Origin of the sequence: Demequina muriae (genome assembly GCF_030418295.1) — a bacterium.
Lineage (GTDB): Bacteria > Actinomycetota > Actinomycetes > Actinomycetales > Demequinaceae > Demequina > Demequina muriae.
This window is the reverse complement of sequence record NZ_JAUHQA010000001.1, coordinates 1,149,823-1,164,338: the sequence shown is the minus strand read 5'-3', so window position 1 is coordinate 1,164,338 and position 14,516 is coordinate 1,149,823. Positions and strand designations below refer to the sequence as shown.

The 14,516-nt window shown below is 69.2% G+C and carries 11 protein-coding genes; 7 read left to right on the top strand and 4 right to left on the bottom strand.

The window, feature by feature from the left end; translation table 11 throughout:
- Positions 1-162: 162 nt before the first annotated feature.
- The 4 genes from QQX02_RS05420 to QQX02_RS05405 all read left to right on the top strand — a co-directional run bounded on the left by QQX02_RS05420 (position 163) and on the right by QQX02_RS05405 (position 6,056).
- Positions 163-1,725 (top strand): Re/Si-specific NAD(P)(+) transhydrogenase subunit alpha, encoded by a 1,563-nt coding sequence (locus QQX02_RS05420; RefSeq protein WP_301141734.1) that lies wholly within the window; start codon positions 163-165, stop codon positions 1,723-1,725.
- A gap of 4 nt (positions 1,726-1,729) precedes the next feature.
- Complete coding sequence (gene pntB, locus QQX02_RS05415) at positions 1,730-3,145, top strand: Re/Si-specific NAD(P)(+) transhydrogenase subunit beta (protein WP_301141733.1); 1,416 nt, start codon at positions 1,730-1,732, stop codon at positions 3,143-3,145.
- A 236-nt stretch (positions 3,146-3,381) separates the two neighbouring features.
- A complete protein-coding gene (locus QQX02_RS05410) occupies positions 3,382-3,606 on the top strand; it encodes a heavy-metal-associated domain-containing protein (protein ID WP_301141732.1) in 225 nt (74 codons plus the stop codon).
- On the top strand, positions 3,603-6,056 hold the full coding sequence (locus QQX02_RS05405) for a heavy metal translocating P-type ATPase (protein ID WP_301141731.1): 2,454 nt from the start codon (positions 3,603-3,605) through the stop codon (positions 6,054-6,056). The genes QQX02_RS05410 and QQX02_RS05405 overlap by 4 nt, the downstream gene beginning before the upstream one ends.
- A 27-nt stretch (positions 6,057-6,083) precedes the next feature.
- On the opposite strand, the gene QQX02_RS05400 is transcribed toward QQX02_RS05405, so the two are convergent.
- Both QQX02_RS05400 and QQX02_RS05395 read right to left on the bottom strand, forming a co-directional pair.
- Positions 6,084-6,893, bottom strand: a complete 810-nt coding sequence (locus tag QQX02_RS05400) for an ATP-binding cassette domain-containing protein (RefSeq protein WP_301141730.1) — start codon at positions 6,891-6,893, stop codon at positions 6,084-6,086.
- The gene (locus QQX02_RS05395; protein ID WP_301141729.1) at positions 6,890-8,065 is read right to left on the bottom strand and encodes an ROK family transcriptional regulator; all 1,176 of its coding nucleotides are present in this window, start codon (positions 8,063-8,065) and stop codon (positions 6,890-6,892) included. The genes QQX02_RS05400 and QQX02_RS05395 overlap by 4 nt, the downstream gene beginning before the upstream one ends.
- Positions 8,066-8,357: 292 nt before the next feature.
- On the opposite strand from QQX02_RS05395, the gene mmsA reads away from it, so the two are divergent.
- The 3 genes from mmsA to QQX02_RS05380 are packed head-to-tail and all read left to right on the top strand — an operon-like array spanning position 8,358 to position 12,449.
- The gene (gene mmsA, locus QQX02_RS05390) at positions 8,358-9,914 is read left to right on the top strand and encodes a multiple monosaccharide ABC transporter ATP-binding protein (protein ID WP_301143664.1); all 1,557 of its coding nucleotides are present in this window, start codon (positions 8,358-8,360) and stop codon (positions 9,912-9,914) included.
- 43 nt (positions 9,915-9,957) lie between these two features.
- The gene (gene mmsB / locus QQX02_RS05385; protein ID WP_301141728.1) at positions 9,958-11,331 is read left to right on the top strand and encodes a multiple monosaccharide ABC transporter permease; all 1,374 of its coding nucleotides are present in this window, start codon (positions 9,958-9,960) and stop codon (positions 11,329-11,331) included.
- On the top strand, positions 11,328-12,449 hold the full coding sequence (locus QQX02_RS05380) for a substrate-binding domain-containing protein (RefSeq protein ID WP_301141727.1): 1,122 nt from the start codon (positions 11,328-11,330) through the stop codon (positions 12,447-12,449). Before mmsB ends, QQX02_RS05380 begins: the two co-directional genes overlap by 4 nt.
- Positions 12,450-12,600: 151 nt before the next feature.
- Here QQX02_RS05380 and QQX02_RS05375 read toward each other — a convergent pair whose 3' ends face one another.
- Both QQX02_RS05375 and QQX02_RS05370 read right to left on the bottom strand, forming a co-directional pair.
- Positions 12,601-13,773, bottom strand: coding sequence for a PrsW family intramembrane metalloprotease (locus QQX02_RS05375; RefSeq protein WP_301141726.1), 1,173 nt, complete (start codon positions 13,771-13,773; stop codon positions 12,601-12,603).
- Entirely contained in the window at positions 13,770-14,507 is a 738-nt protein-coding gene (locus QQX02_RS05370) for a hypothetical protein (RefSeq protein ID WP_301141725.1), read from the bottom strand. Before QQX02_RS05370 ends, QQX02_RS05375 begins: the two co-directional genes overlap by 4 nt.
- Positions 14,508-14,516 lie beyond the last annotated feature (9 nt).

Genomic DNA, 14,516 nt, shown 5'->3' with positions numbered 1-14,516 from the left:
GCGGCCGGGCGCGGTGGGGACGCGTCGGCACGTCTGGCCGGGACAAGGGTCCCGGCGTCCGCGCCCGCCAGTGGCCCTAGTCTGAGAGCGGATGGCGGCGGTGCGCACCCTGCGCGGCACGGCCGCCATTTCCCCGATTCGAGACGGAGGGCGCGCCCGAGCATGCTCATCACAGTCCCCATGGAGCCCCGCGCGGGCGAACGCCTGGTCGCCGCGACCCCTCGTACCGTCGCAGCGCTGGTCCGTCTGGGCTACGACGTCGCCGTCCAGTCCGGTGCAGGTGCCGCCGCGAACCTCCCCGATGAGGCCTATGTCGCCGCTGGCGCACGCATCTGCGATCGTGCCGACGCCTGGTCAGGCGACGTCGTCACCGCGGTGAACGCCCCCGGCGAGGACGAGCTGGCGCTCATGAAGAAGGGCGCGATCCTGGTCGCCTCCCTCGCGCCGCACTCGCAGGCCGACCGTCTGCCCACCTATGCGGCGCACGGCATCACGGCGCTCTCGCTCGACGCCGTCCCGCGGATCTCGCGTGCTCAGTCCCTCGACGTGCTGTCCAGCATGTCCAATGTGGCCGGCTACCGCGCCGTCATCGAGGCCGCCGAGGCCTACGGCGGCATGTTCGCCGGCCAGGTCACCGCGGCAGGCAAGACCCCGCCCGCGACGGTGTTCGTGATCGGCGGCGGAGTTGCGGGACTGGCAGCGATCGGCGCCGCCGTGTCGCTCGGCGCCCAGGTGCGGGCCTTCGACGTGCGCCCCGAGGCCGCCGAGCAGATCGAGTCGATGGGCGCGACGTTCGTGTCGCTGCCCGCCGCGCAGCAGGAGGTCTCCTCCGACGGCTACGCGAGCGAGCTCACCGAAGCCCAAGAACGCCTCACCCAGGAGCTCTACGCCGCCGAGGCCGCGGGAGCCGACGTGATCATCACGACCGCGCTGGTGCGCGGCCAGGCGCCAACCACCATCACGGCCGATGCGGTCGCGGGCATGCGGGCGGGTTCCGTCATCGTCGACCTCGCCGCGTCCGGCGGCGGCAACTGCGAGCTCACCGTCCCCGGCGACAGGGTTGTCACCGAGGGCGGTGTCACGATCGTGGGCTGGACCGATCTGCCAGGCCGGATGCCACAGCACTCGTCCCAACTGCTGGGCACCAACATCGTCAACCTGCTCGCGCTGCTCACGCCCGCCAAGGACGGCTCGCCCGTGCTGGACCTCGACGACGTGGTCCTGCGTGGCATGACCGTCGCCCACGACGGCGACGTGCTGTGGCCGCCGCCCCCCATCCAGGTGTCGGCGAGGCCCGCCGCTGCGCCGGCTGTCGAGAATGCCGGAGCCGTTCCCGCGGAGCCCGCCCCTGCATCGGCCGCACGCACGCCCGCCAGCTCCACGACGCGTCGCACGTGGCTCATGGGGATCGGCGCGGGAGCGCTGGCGATCGCCTTGGCGTTCTCGTCGGCGGCGTTCCTCGCGATGTTCACCGTGTTCGTGCTGTCGGTGGTGATCGGCTACTACGTGATCTCGAACGTGAGTCACTCGCTCCACACGCCGCTGATGAGCCAGACCAACGCGATCTCCGGAATCATCCTCGTGGGCGCGCTGCTCCAGCTCGGGTCCTCGAACACGGTCGTCACGGTGCTGGCCTTCGTGGCGGCCGCGGTGGCCTCGATCAACGTGTTCGGCGGATTCCTCGTGACCTACCGCATGCTCGGCATGTTCCAGAAGGGGGCGTAAGCCCATGACTGTGCTGTCCATCGCTCAGGTCGCCTATGTGGTCGCGGCCGTGCTGTTCATCCTGTCTCTCGCGGGCCTGTCCAAGCAGACCACCGCGCGTCGCGGCAACCTCATGGGAATGGTCGGCATGGCCATCGCGATCCTTGCGACCATCGCCCTCGCTCTCGAGCGGTCCGAGCGGCCCGTGGGCGTCACTGCGGTGCTGATCGTCGCGGTGCTGCTGATCGGCGCGCTCGTGGGGACGTGGCGCGCGCGCTCGGTCGAGATGACCCAGATGCCCGAGCTCATCGCGATCCTGCACTCCTTCGTGGGCGCCGCCGCCGTGCTCATCGGCTTCAACTCGTACCTGACAGAGCCGCACGACGCGATGCACCAGGTCGAGGTGTTCCTCGGCGTGTTCATCGGCGCGATCACGTTCACCGGGTCGATCGTCGCGTACCTCAAGCTCTCCGCACGGATGTCCTCCGCTCCGCTGACCCTGACCGGTCGGCACGCCCTCAACCTGGCGGGCCTGCTCGTGAGCGCCGCCCTCATGGGATGGTTCATCGCCGCGCCGTCGGTGTGGCCGCTGGCGATCATGACGCTGATTGCGCTCGCGATCGGCGCTCACCTGGTCGCGGCCATCGGCGGCGGCGACATGCCTGTCGTGGTGTCGATGCTCAACTCGTACTCGGGCTGGGCGGCTGCTGCCGCCGGCTTCATGCTCGGCAACACGCTGCTGATCGTCGTGGGAGCGCTCGTGGGCTCCTCCGGTGCGATCCTCAGCTACATCATGTGCAAGGCCATGAACCGCACGTTCATCGCGGTCATTCTGGGCGGGTTCGGTGGGGGCGACGCGGCGCCGTCCGCTTCCGCGGAGGTCGACCCGAACCTCACTCACACCGAGATGACGGTCGGCGAGACCGCCGCCCTGCTCGCGACCGCGAAGTCCGTGGTGATCGCCCCCGGGTACGGCATGGCCGTCGCCAAGGCGCAGTACCCCGTGGCCGAGCTGGTGCGGCGGCTGCGCGCGGGCGGCACCGAGGTGCGCTTCGCGGTGCACCCCGTCGCCGGGCGCCTGCCGGGCCACATGAACGTGCTGCTCGCCGAGGCCCGCGTTCCCTACGACATCGTGCTCGAGCTCGACGAGATCAACGGCGACTTCGCGGACACCGACGTGGTGCTGGTGATCGGCGCCAATGACACGGTGAACCCCGCCGCACTCGAGGACCCGTCCTCGCCCATCGCCGGCATGCCGGTGCTCGAGGTGTGGAAGTCCCGTCAGGTCGTGGTCTTCAAGCGCTCGATGGCGACCGGGTACGCCGGGGTCCAGAACCCGCTGTTCTACCGGGACAACGCGTCGATGCTGTTCGGCGATGCGAAGACCCAGGTCGAGGCGATCCTTGCGGCCTTGCCCGTAGCGGACCCGGTCGACGCGTAGCCCCACCCGCGCATCGGCCGCCCGGCACGCGACCCAGCGTGCACCAGACTCGGACCATCCGAGTCCGCCGGGGCCGTCGGATGCTCAGCGGGCCGCGGGCCACTGAGATGCTCCGAGTCCCGTGTTCACCGGGGTGTCGCGGCACGCATCACGGGAGGGCTTGACCTTCCACCCCACTGGAAGGTTTACCGTGGTCTCAGTCGGGGCCACGAAGGGCCCCTCGAGAGGAGACCGCCATGAGCGACATCATCGAGTTCACCGTCACCGGGATGACCTGCAACGGCTGCGCAGGCAAGGTGCGCGGCGCGTTGGAGAACACGGACGGCGTCGCGGGTGCCGAGGTGGACCACGCGACTGGAATCGTGTCGGTGCGCCCGGATGGCTCGGTGCCCGCCGGCGACCTGGAGTTCGCACTCGACGAGGCAGTGGAGAGCGTCGGTTACACGGTGGCGTCGTCATGACCACGCCTGCCGACACCGCCGACCGCCTCCCGCAGGTCGACGCGATCAACCTCGCCGTCGACGGCATGACGTGCTCGAGCTGCGCCGCGTCGATCCAGGGCGGGCTCTCCAAGCTGCCCGGCGTGGACGATGCGGTCGTCAACTACGCCACCCGGCGCGCCACGGTGCGCCCCGACGGGAGCGTGGACGCCGCACAGCTCGAGGAGCAGATGCGGGGCTCGATCGAGGGCCTCGGCTACAAGGTGCTGACCCGCCCGCGCGCCGCCGCGACGACGCACACCCTCGATACCCACGCTGGTGGCGCATCGGCCGGTGGGGCCGACGAGGATGCCCATGCCGGTCACGGCGACACCCCCGATGACGAGATGGACGAGCACGCCGCCCACATGCAGGCGGACGCGTCCCGCATCGCGGACTACCGCCGTCGATTCATCGTCGCGGCCATTCTGACCGTCCCGCTCACCGCCATCTCCATGGTGATGCCCTGGCAGTTCGCGGGCTGGGAGTGGGTCGCCGCGGCGCTCGCGACGCCCGTGATCGGGTGGGCTGCGTGGCCGTTCCACCGCAGCGCGCTGATGTCTGCCCGCCACCGCACCACCAACATGGACACCCTGGTGACGATGGGGACGGTCGCGGCGTGGACGTGGTCCACCGTGGTGCTGATCGGGCACGCGTTCGGCGCCCTCAGCGAAGGGCACATCTACTACGAGACCGGCGCGGTCATCGTCTCGCTGATCCTGCTGGGCAAGTGGCTTGAGACCCGCTCGACCGCGCGAGCTGGCGACGCGATCCGGGCGCTCAGTTCGCGACAGAGCTCGACGGCGCGGCTCGAGGACGGCACCGTCATCGAACGCGACCAGCTCGAGGTGGGCATGCGATTCGTGGTGCGCCCCGGGGAGACGATCGCGACGGACGGCACCGTGGTGGAGGGCGCCGCGTCGGTGGATGCCAGCCTGGTGACCGGCGAGTCCGTGCCCGTGTGGGTCGAGGCCGGCTCCGGCAAGGAGGCGCAGGTGATCGGCGGCACGATCGCCACCGACGGCGCGCTCACCGTCGAGGCCACCAAGGTGGGATCCGAGACGATGCTCGCGCAGATCGCCCAGATGGTGGACGACGCGCAGTCGGGCCGTGCCCGTGTGCAGCGTCTCGCGGACCGCATCTCGCGCGTGTTCGTCCCCGTCGTGATCCTGATCGCACTGGTCACGCTCGCGTCGTGGTGGGCGCTCACCGGCGATGTCAACGGCGCGTTCACGGCCGCCGTCGCGGTGCTCATCATCAGCTGCCCGTGCGCGTTGGGCCTCGCGACCCCGCTGGGGATCATGGTCGGCACCGGCCGCGGAGCGCAGCTGGGCGTCCTGGTGCGCGGCCCGGAGGCTCTCGAGGACACTCGCGACATCCAGGTGATCGTGCTCGACAAGACCGGGACGGTGACCGAGGGCAAGATGGCGCTCGTCTCGGCGAGCGCGCCGCGCGTGCTCGCCCTGCATGGGGCCGATGTGGAAGCGGCCTTGCTCGACGCCGTCGCCTCGGTCGAGGCTCGCTCCGAGCACCCGGTGGCGCAGGCGATCGCCGATGCGCGGCCCGGTCGGGCGCGCATCAAGGGCTTCCGCAATGTCCCCGGCCAGGGCGTCATCGCCACCGTGCAGCACGTGGGGCGCTCGGGGGAGGCCCCGGGGCCGGAGGCAGCGAATGCCGATGTGCTCGTCGGGTCGCGACGCATGTTCGATGAGATCCCCGAGGAGCTCGAGGACCTGGCGTCGGCTGCCGAGGCCGAGGGACGCACTGCGATCTTTGCCGGTCGCGTGCCGACCTCCGACGCTGCGGGGCTGGGCACGGACGCCTTGGCGACCCGCGCATCGGCCGTCCCCGAAGTGGTGATCGCAGTGAGCGACACCGTCAAGTCCACGAGCGCCGAGGCCATCGCGGCGTTCCGTGAGCTGGGGCTCGAGGTGGTGCTGCTCACCGGCGACAACGAGCGCGCGGCACGAGCCGTGGCGGAGCCGCTCGGCATCGACCGCGTGATCGCCGAGGTGCTGCCGGGCGACAAGGCGGACGTGGTCCGTGAGCTGCAGGCGGGCGACGGTGCGTCCCGGCGCGTCCGCGTGGCGATGGTGGGCGACGGCATCAACGACGCCCCTGCGCTCGCGCAGGCTGATCTGGGCATCGCGGTGGGCACCGGCACGGACGTGGCACGGGAGGCGTCTGACCTCACCATCGTCACGGGCGACCTGCGTGCGGCGGCCGATGCGATCGCCCTGTCCCGGCGGACGCTCGGCACGATTCGCGGCAACCTGTTCTGGGCATTCGCGTACAACGTGGCGGCCATTCCACTGGCGGCGCTGGGGATCCTCAACCCCATGATCGCGGCGGGTGCGATGGGGGCGTCGAGCCTGTTCGTGGTCGGCAACTCTCTGCGGCTGCGGACGTTCCAGGGCTACCGCGCGCGGTGAACCGCTGTCCGCTCGCCGCCCCCGACGTCAGCGCGGGATGCGGTGAGCGGACGGCGCGCCCGTGATGGCCGCGATGATGTCCTCGTAGCCGGTCTCGGTCGCGCTGAACGAACCGTTGTTGCGGCCATGCCGCAGCACCTCGATACGGTCCGCGACCGAGCGCACGTCGGCGAGCGAATGGCTGATGAGCACGACGCCCAAGCCCATGGAGCGCAGCCGGGAGATGTGGTTCAGCACTTCCGCGGTCTGGGTGACGGAGAGCGACGAGGTGGGCTCGTCGAGCACGATGATCTGCGGTTCGCCCACCAGGGTGCGGGCGATCGCCACACACTGGCGTTGACCGGCGGAGAGCTGCGAGAGGGGCGTGCGCGGCGACGCGATGCGCGAGTTCAGCTGGCGCAGGTAGTCGCGGGCGAGTGACTCCATGCGCTGCTCGTCGAGCAGGCCGTGGTCGAACCGTCGCGTGGACGGCAGCTCCTGGCCGAGGAAGATGTTCGCGGTGACGTCCAGGTTGTCGGCGAGTGCAAGGTCCTGGAAGACCGTCGCGATGCCGTGACTCCTCGCGCTCTTGGTGGACAGCGGCAGCACGTTCTCGCCTGCGACCTCGACGGTGCCCCCGTCGGGCTGATACGAGCCGGAGATGACGCGGGCAAGGGTGGACTTGCCAGCGGCATTGTCGCCAACGATCGCGACGACCTCATGCGCGTGCACGTCGAGGTCGACGTCGACGAGTGCCTGGACGGCGCCGAAGTTCTTCGACACGTGACGCACTCGGAGCAGTGGCGCGGACGTCATGCCTGCCTCCGATCGGTCACGAGCGCTGTGGTCCGTGGTCATGATGCCACGCTCTCGATATGTGCGAGGTCTGCCGCGAGCGCGAGGGCCCCGTACAGCTCCGCGCGCTGGCCCAGTTCCGCGGCGCGGACCTCGAGCTTCTGCGATTGGGCCAGCGGGATGCGGCGTCGCACGGACTCGCGTATCGGTTCGAGGAACAGCGACCCGGCGCGCGACAGCTCTCCGCCGACGATGATGACCTCGGGACTCAGCGACACCGCAGTGTTGGCCACGACCGCTCCGATCGCTCCACCGGCGTCGATCACCACCTGCTGGCAGCCAGGATCGCCCGCCTCCGCGAGGTCGAGGACATCCGTGAGGGTGACGGTGCCGCGCGAATGGCGCAGCGAGTCCACGAGTGCCTGCGCCCCGCACACCGTGTTCAGACACCCGCGGCTGCCGCATCGGCAGATGTGGCCGTGGGGATCCACCAGCGTGTGGCCGATCTCGCCGGCGATGCCGAGCACCCCGTGGTAAAGCTCGCCGGACAGGACGATGCCGCTGCCGACGCCGTAGCTCGCGCGGACGTACAGCAGAGAACCCGTGCCGCGACCGGCCCCGAACCGCATCTCACCCAACGCGCCGAGGTTGGCATCGTTGTCGACGGCGACCGGGCGACCGAGCCGCCGACCCAGCACCTCGCCGATGGGGACGCCCTCCCACCCCGGGAGGATGCCCGGGATGGCGACCGCGCCCGTCGCCGGATTGACGGGCGCCGGAACGGCGATCGCGAGAGCGAGGGTCTCGGAGAGCGCGGAGCCGAGCCCGTCGACGAGCTCGCTGATCAGCATGGCCGCGCGGTCGAGGGTGGTGTCGTGGCGGTGGTCGACGGGGAGCGGCATCTCGCGCTGATCGAGGAACTCGAAGGCGCTGTCGGAGATGGCGACTCGGAGGGAGCGCTCGCCCACATGGAGGCCGATGAGCAGCCCCGCTCGGTGCGCCAACGTCACGAGCTGCGCGCGCCGCCCGCTGCGAATGGTGTGTCGCGTCTCGACGGTGCCGGACGCCAAGAGGTGCTTGACGATCGTGGAGACCGTCGCGGGCGACAGCCCGGTCGCGTGCGAGAGCTCGACCTGCGTGATGGAGCCGAACTGCCGCACCGCGTCGAGGATGCGAACGCTGTTGGCTTCGCGCAGGGACGACTGGGAACCCGTGGATCCCTGAGTCGACGTCATTGGCCGATCTTAGCGAAGCGCCGTCTTGATCCTTTGGATTTGAGTTCGAAACATGAAGTAAAGAAACTACCAAAGAGGCGTTGAGTTTGAGCGGTCCGAGGGGCGGGTTGGCGGGCGCCTGCTGTGATTTCGTGCGTAGCGAGACCGTGAGCGGCACCTCGACGCCCGTCTGTAGCGTTCGATCCAGGTCACGAACAGGTAACTGTTGCGTTCGGAAGTTGACGCCAAGCACGGCGCGGTCGTAGCGTGCATAGCGCCGACACGGCTGTCGGTGAACGACGAACACGGACCAATGGGGGTAAGCGTGAGCACCTCGCACGTCAAGCTTGAGATGCGGAACATCACCAAGGTGTTTCCCGGCGTCAAGGCGCTCGACAGCGTGGACCTGACGGTCCGTGCCGGCGAGATTCACGCGATCTGCGGCGAGAACGGCGCAGGCAAGTCCACCCTCGTGAAGGTGCTCTCGGGCGTGTATCCGCACGGAACCTACGAGGGCGAGATCGTCCTCGACGGGGAGGTCCAGAGCTTCAAGAGCCTCAAGGCCTCCGAGCACGCGGGCATCGTGATCATCCACCAGGAACTCGCGCTGATCCCCGAGCTCTCGGTGACGGAGAACATCTTCCTCGGCAACGAGATCGTGTCGCACGGCCTGATCGACTGGGACGAGGCCCGGGTCCGCACCACCGAGCTGCTCGCCCGCGTGGGCCTCCAGGTCGACCCTCGCACTCAGATCAAGAACCTGGGCGTCGGCCAGCAGCAGCTCATCGAGATCGCGAAGGCGCTGTCGAAGAACGTGAAGCTGCTCATCCTGGACGAGCCCACGTCTGCTCTCAACGAGAGCGACTCCGAGAACCTTCTCGACCTGCTGCGCGGGCTCCGCGAGCGCGGCATGACGTCGATCATCATCAGCCACAAGCTCAACGAGATCGAGGAGATCGCAGACGCGGTCACGATCATCCGCGACGGCCTCGCCATCGAGCGCCTGGACGTGGCCGATGCCCCGCTGGACGAGGACCGGATCATCAAGGGCATGGTGGGGCGCTCGCTCGAGGCGCGCTACCCGGACCATGAGCCTCAGATCGGCGAGGTCTTCTTCGAAGTGAAGAACTGGACGGTCGAGGACCCGACGATTCCGGGCCGACTGATGTCCAAGAGCTCCTCCTTCAATGTGCGCCGCGGTGAGATCGTCGGCTTCGCTGGCGTGATGGGCGCGGGCCGGACGGAGCTCGCCCGGTCCGTCTTCGGCCGCTCGTTCGGGATCTACCGCGCCGGCACGATCACCCTGAACGGTGAAGAGATCACGCTGCCCACCGTGAAGTCCGCGATCGCGAGAGGTCTGGCGTACGTGCCCGAGGACCGCAAGACGCTGGGGCTGAACCTGCTCGACTCGATCCGCGACACCATCGTGGCCGCCGATCTGTCGCGCATCACGCCGGGCTTCCTGCTCGACGAGTCCCTCGAGTACAAGGCCGCCGAGCACTACCGCAAGTCGCTGCGCATCAAGACTCCCGACGTGAACCGTGGCGTCGCGACGCTGTCCGGCGGCAATCAGCAGAAGGTCGTCCTCGGCAAATGGATGTTCACTGAGCCCGAGCTGCTCATCCTCGACGAGCCCACCCGGGGCATCGACGTCGGGGCCAAGTACGAGATCTACACGCTGATCAACAAGCTCGCCGACGCGGGTCGCGGCGTCGTGCTGATCTCCTCTGAGCTTCCCGAGCTGCTCGGCATGTGCGATCGCATCTATACGGTCTGTGAGGGCCGCATCACCGGAGAGGTCGCGCGAGGCGAGGCCGATCAGGAACAGCTCATGAGGCTCATGACCACCACCACCAGTTCCGCCGCCTGACGGCTGCGGCGACTCGGATCCACGACAGAAAGAAGCAGAGACGATGAAGTCAATCAGGAGCCTGTTCGGGGGTGACCCGCGGCAATTCTCGATGCTGGGCGCGCTCGTCATCCTCATCATGCTGTTCCAGGTCCTCACCGGCGGCAAGGTCCTCACGCCGAGCAACATGATGAACCTCATCAATGGCAACTCGTACGTGCTCGTCCTTGCCATCGGCATGGTGATGGTCATCGTGGTGGGTCACATCGACCTGTCAGTCGGCTCCGTGGCCGCCGTGACGGGCATCATCGTGGCGCTCGCGCTCCGAGACTGGGGGATTCCCTGGTGGGCGGGGATACTCCTCGGACTCGCCGTCGGCGCTGCGATCGGCATGTGGCAGGGCTACTGGGTGGCCTATGTGGGCATCCCCGGCTTCATCACGACGCTCGCGGGCATGATGATCTTCCGCGGTCTCAACCAGTACATCGGCGACTCCAACTCGATCCCTGTGCCCGAGGAGCTCCAGTTCCTGGGCGGCGGGTACCTGTGGGAATGGGGGCCGAACACCGGCTTCAACAACTCGACGCTGCTGCTCGGCATCATCGCCGGTGCGTTCGTGGTGTGGCGCGAATGGCGCAAGCGCGTGCGGGCCGCCCGGGTGGGCTTCGAGCCCGACCCGCTGCCGATCGCCGCGATCCGTGCGGGCCTGCTGATCGCGCTCATCTCGTACGCGACCTACCTGTTCGGCACCGGCCGCGAGGGAACCTCGTTCCCGGTCCCCGGCGTCGTGCTCGTGATCCTGGTGATCATCTACCACGTCATCACGCAGCGCACGAAGTTCGGTCGTCACGTCTACGCCGTCGGTGGCAACCGCGCCGCCGCCGCGCTCTCTGGAGTCTCGACCAAGCGCACGTACTTCTTCGTCATGGCGAACATGTCCGTGCTGGCGGCGTTCGCGGGCATGATGTTCATCGGCCGCGCCAGGGCCTCGGGCCCGTTCGACGGCACGCTGTGGGAGCTCGACGCGATCGCCGCCGTCTTCATTGGTGGAGCTGCGGTCACCGGCGGCATCGGCACGGTGACCGGCTCGATTATCGGTGGTCTCGTGATGGCGACGCTCAACAACGGGCTGCAGCTCATGGGCGCCGGCTCCGACGAGACGCAGATCATCAAGGGCCTCGTGCTGCTCGCCGCGGTCGCCTTCGACGTCTACAACAAGAAGCAGGGCAAGCCGTCCATCATCGGCTTGCTGCTGCGCCGCCGTCCGTCGTTCCGAGACGACGACGCTGCCGGTGAGAACGCACCCGCGGGGGGCTCCGCACAAGCGGGCACCCTCGACACCCAGGCAGACCAGGGGACCGCAGTATCGAGCGCCCCGGTCGCCACCGAGACTTCGCGTCCAACGAGGAATGCGAACAACGAAAGGCAGGAACCATGAAGATCAGCATGAGAGGCGCTGCGGCGTTCGCAGCGGTGAGCGCCATCGCGCTCGCCGGCTGTTCATCCGACCGGGGCGACGACACCGAGCCCACGACGAGCTCGACCGCAGGCGCGGCCGGCAGCGAGGTCTGCATCGAGGAAGGCGCCGCCATTGGCGTCGCCCTTCCCCAGAAGACGTCGGAGAACTGGGTGCTCGCGGAGCAGCTGTTCAACGACGGTCTCACCGAGGCGGGCTTCGAGCCCATCGTCCAGTTCGGCAACTCCGGAGTGACGGAGCAGCAGAACCAGATCTCGGCCATGCTCGAGCAGGATGCTCAGGTCATCGTTGTCGGCGCCATCGACGGCTCGCAGCTGGGATCCCAGCTCGAGGCCGCACACGAGGCCGGCGCACCGGTCATCGCCTACGACCGCCTGGTCCTCAACACGGACGCCGTCGACGCCTACATCGCGTTCGACAACTTCCGCGTGGGCGAGCTCCAGGGCGAGGCGCTCCTGCAGGGCCTGGCCGAGCGCAAGGGCGAGGGTCCGTACAACATCGAGCTCATCGCGGGCTCGTCCGACGACGCCAACTCGACTCCGTTCTTCGAGGGCGCCATGAGCATCCTTCAGCCCAAGATCGACGACGGCACGCTGACGGTCGTCTCGGGACAGACCACCTTCGAGCAGGCCGCGACGGCCGGCTGGCAGGCACAGAACGCTCAGAGCCGCATGGACACCATCATGTCCGGCTCGTACTCGGGCGACACCGAACTGCACGGCATCCTGTCTCCCAACGACACGCTCGCCCGCGCGGCGCTCACGTCGGTGGACCAGGCCGGCAAGGACACCCCCGTCATCACCGGACAGGACTCCGAGGTCGAGTCGGTGACGTCCATCGTGGCTGGTGAGCAGTACTCCACCATCTACAAGGACACGCGTCAGCTGGTGGCTCAGACCATCGCCTCCATCGAGGAGCTCGCCGCTTGTGGCGAGATCCCCGTCAACGACACCGAGCAGTACGACAACGGCGTGAAGGTCGTGCCCGCGTTCCTGCTCGACCCGCAGATCGTCACGCAGGAGAACGCTGCTGAGGTCTACGCGGACGACGCGACTCTTGGTCCGCTGACCGAGGGCTGAGTCTCACTGCAGCACGCACGGGCCCCGCGACCACTCGGTCGCGGGGCCCGTGTCACGTCCGGGCGACGTCGCCCGCTCCGCGGACGCTTCGCAGGAAGGCATGCGGCCGATGCGGGCGCGCCGGGCAGGCGTGCGTCGCAGCCCGATCGGCCTAGCGTCGAGAGTCGGCCTCGGCCTGACGCCGGTCCAGCGTGGCCGCGAGGATCCGCACATCCCGTGACAGCTCCACCGTGCGGGGCGATCCCCAGCCGTCTTCGTGGACAGCCGTGAGCAGGCTGAGCTGCGCGCCCTGCAGTCGCTTGAGCGCGCGGGCGGTGATGTATCCCCCGCGCCGTCGCGCCCACCGCCGCGCGCGGCGACGGGCCCGACGCGTCGCGAGCGTGGAGAAGTCCCCAGGGGAGACGAGGTCGTCCGGCACCACGTGCGCCGCGAGCCCAGCGAAGGTGCGTCGCTCGCGCAGGTGGGCCCACCGCAGCACGGCGAGGAACAGCAGGAAGACGGGCAGCCCCTTCACGACCGAGTTCACGAACGGATTGGTCCCCAGCACGGGGGCGTCGAAGAACCCATGGAGCGCGATCGACAGCGCGACGGTGCCGCACAGGACCCCAGTGCGTCGCTTCAGGTCTGCGGTGGCGTTGAAGAAGTACCCCAGCCCCGCGCCCGCGACGGCGGCGAACGTCGCATGGCTCCACAGCCCGCCGATGATGCCGCGGAGCAGGAACATCGCCGTCACCGTGTTCGTGCCGGACTCGGCGCCGAACGTGGCCGTGTAGAGGAACCCCTCCGACACCTGGAAGCCCAGTCCCACGACCGCGCCGTAGAACAGGCCGTCGGCAGCGGAGCGGACGCGTGCCCCCGGAATCAGCGCGAGGGCGAGCACGCCGAGCAGCTTGAGGGGCTCCTCCACCAAGGGCGCCGCGAACGACGGCACCCACGGGTTGTCGCTTCCGATGGCAGCGGCGACGAGGTCGTGCATCGCCGGCGCCGCGATGACGCCCATGCCAGGGCCAGCGAGGGCGCCCCAGAGGAGCGCGCCGAACACTGTCGCAGGGGAGCGACGCTCGAACAGCTCAAGCCGGTACAGCAGGACGAGGAACACGAGGCCGTACAACAGCCACAGGATGGCCGAGAGCACCCCGGTGGTCGGGCTTCCGCTCAGCCCGGAGATCACCAGCGGCGTCCAGCGCCAGATGCCGAAGACCGTGAGGGCGGCACCCGCCCAGAACACCCACGACCGGACGTCGATGAACGACGCGGTGCGCGGCGACATGCGGGGCAGCGCCGAGAGCGTGACCGTGAGTGGCTGTGGCTCGCGCGCGTTCACGGCGTGGCCCCTGCATCGCCGTCGCCGCCCTGGCCGTCGGCGAACTCGATCGAGTCGACCATGTCCTGCACCAGGGGCTGCGCGGAGGTCCAGCTCTCGATCGTGGTCGACAGCACCGCGACCGTCGTGAGGCCCTCGTGCGACACCGCCCACACCTGGGTGGCGTTGGTCTCGCTGCTTGCGGACACCGTCGCGCCCTGGTCGCCACGGTCGGTCTCGAACGTGGTGGGCTCGCCCACGACCCACGACCCGGTGCCGTCCGCGTCGACGGTGGAGATCTCCGCCGCGACCACCTGTGTCACGGAACGCGAGTCCCGGTAGGCCGGGACGATCACGAGCCGCGAGCTGCCGCTGGCCAGCACCGTGGCCCGCCCGTCCTGGGACTCGACGCTCCAGTCGTTCGCCACCGTGAGCTCGAAGGCATTGCCCACCGGGATCACCTCACCCGTGGCCTGGGAGGCGTTGAGCTGAAGCTTGGCCGCGAGCGGCACGATGCCGATGAACACGGCGGCGATGGCGAGCACCAGCAGTGCGCCGGGCACTGAGCTGCGGCCGATCAGCCTGATGGACAGGGGCAGCCGCTGGCGCAGCACCTCGAGGGTCTCCGTCGTCGGCGCCACTGGCTGCCAGGTGGACGCGCCGTCCCTGGCGCCGAGAGCCCGCTCGCGCCGCCCCCGGCGACCGTCGTCGCCGCTCGCCCCCGCATCGGCCGCGGGCGGCTCTCCGGTGCTCATGGCGTCGTG

Excerpts from the sequence above, each read along its gene's own strand:
- QQX02_RS05395 (WP_301141729.1), bottom strand. The coding sequence starts at position 8,065 with ATGACGTCGACTCAGGGATCCACGGGTTCCCAGTCGTCCCTGCGCGAA.
- QQX02_RS05405 (WP_301141731.1), top strand. The coding sequence starts at position 3,603 with ATGACCACGCCTGCCGACACCGCCGACCGCCTCCCGCAGGTCGACGCG.
- QQX02_RS05400 (WP_301141730.1), bottom strand. The coding sequence starts at position 6,893 with ATGACCACGGACCACAGCGCTCGTGACCGATCGGAGGCAGGCATGACG.
- QQX02_RS05420 (WP_301141734.1), top strand. The coding sequence starts at position 163 with ATGCTCATCACAGTCCCCATGGAGCCCCGCGCGGGCGAACGCCTGGTC.
- QQX02_RS05370 (WP_301141725.1), bottom strand. The coding sequence starts at position 14,507 with ATGAGCACCGGAGAGCCGCCCGCGGCCGATGCGGGGGCGAGCGGCGAC.
- mmsA (WP_301143664.1), top strand. The coding sequence starts at position 8,358 with ATGGGGGTAAGCGTGAGCACCTCGCACGTCAAGCTTGAGATGCGGAAC.
- mmsB (WP_301141728.1), top strand. The coding sequence starts at position 9,958 with ATGAAGTCAATCAGGAGCCTGTTCGGGGGTGACCCGCGGCAATTCTCG.
- QQX02_RS05410 (WP_301141732.1), top strand. The coding sequence starts at position 3,382 with ATGAGCGACATCATCGAGTTCACCGTCACCGGGATGACCTGCAACGGC.
- pntB (WP_301141733.1), top strand. The coding sequence starts at position 1,730 with ATGACTGTGCTGTCCATCGCTCAGGTCGCCTATGTGGTCGCGGCCGTG.
- QQX02_RS05380 (WP_301141727.1), top strand. The coding sequence starts at position 11,328 with ATGAAGATCAGCATGAGAGGCGCTGCGGCGTTCGCAGCGGTGAGCGCC.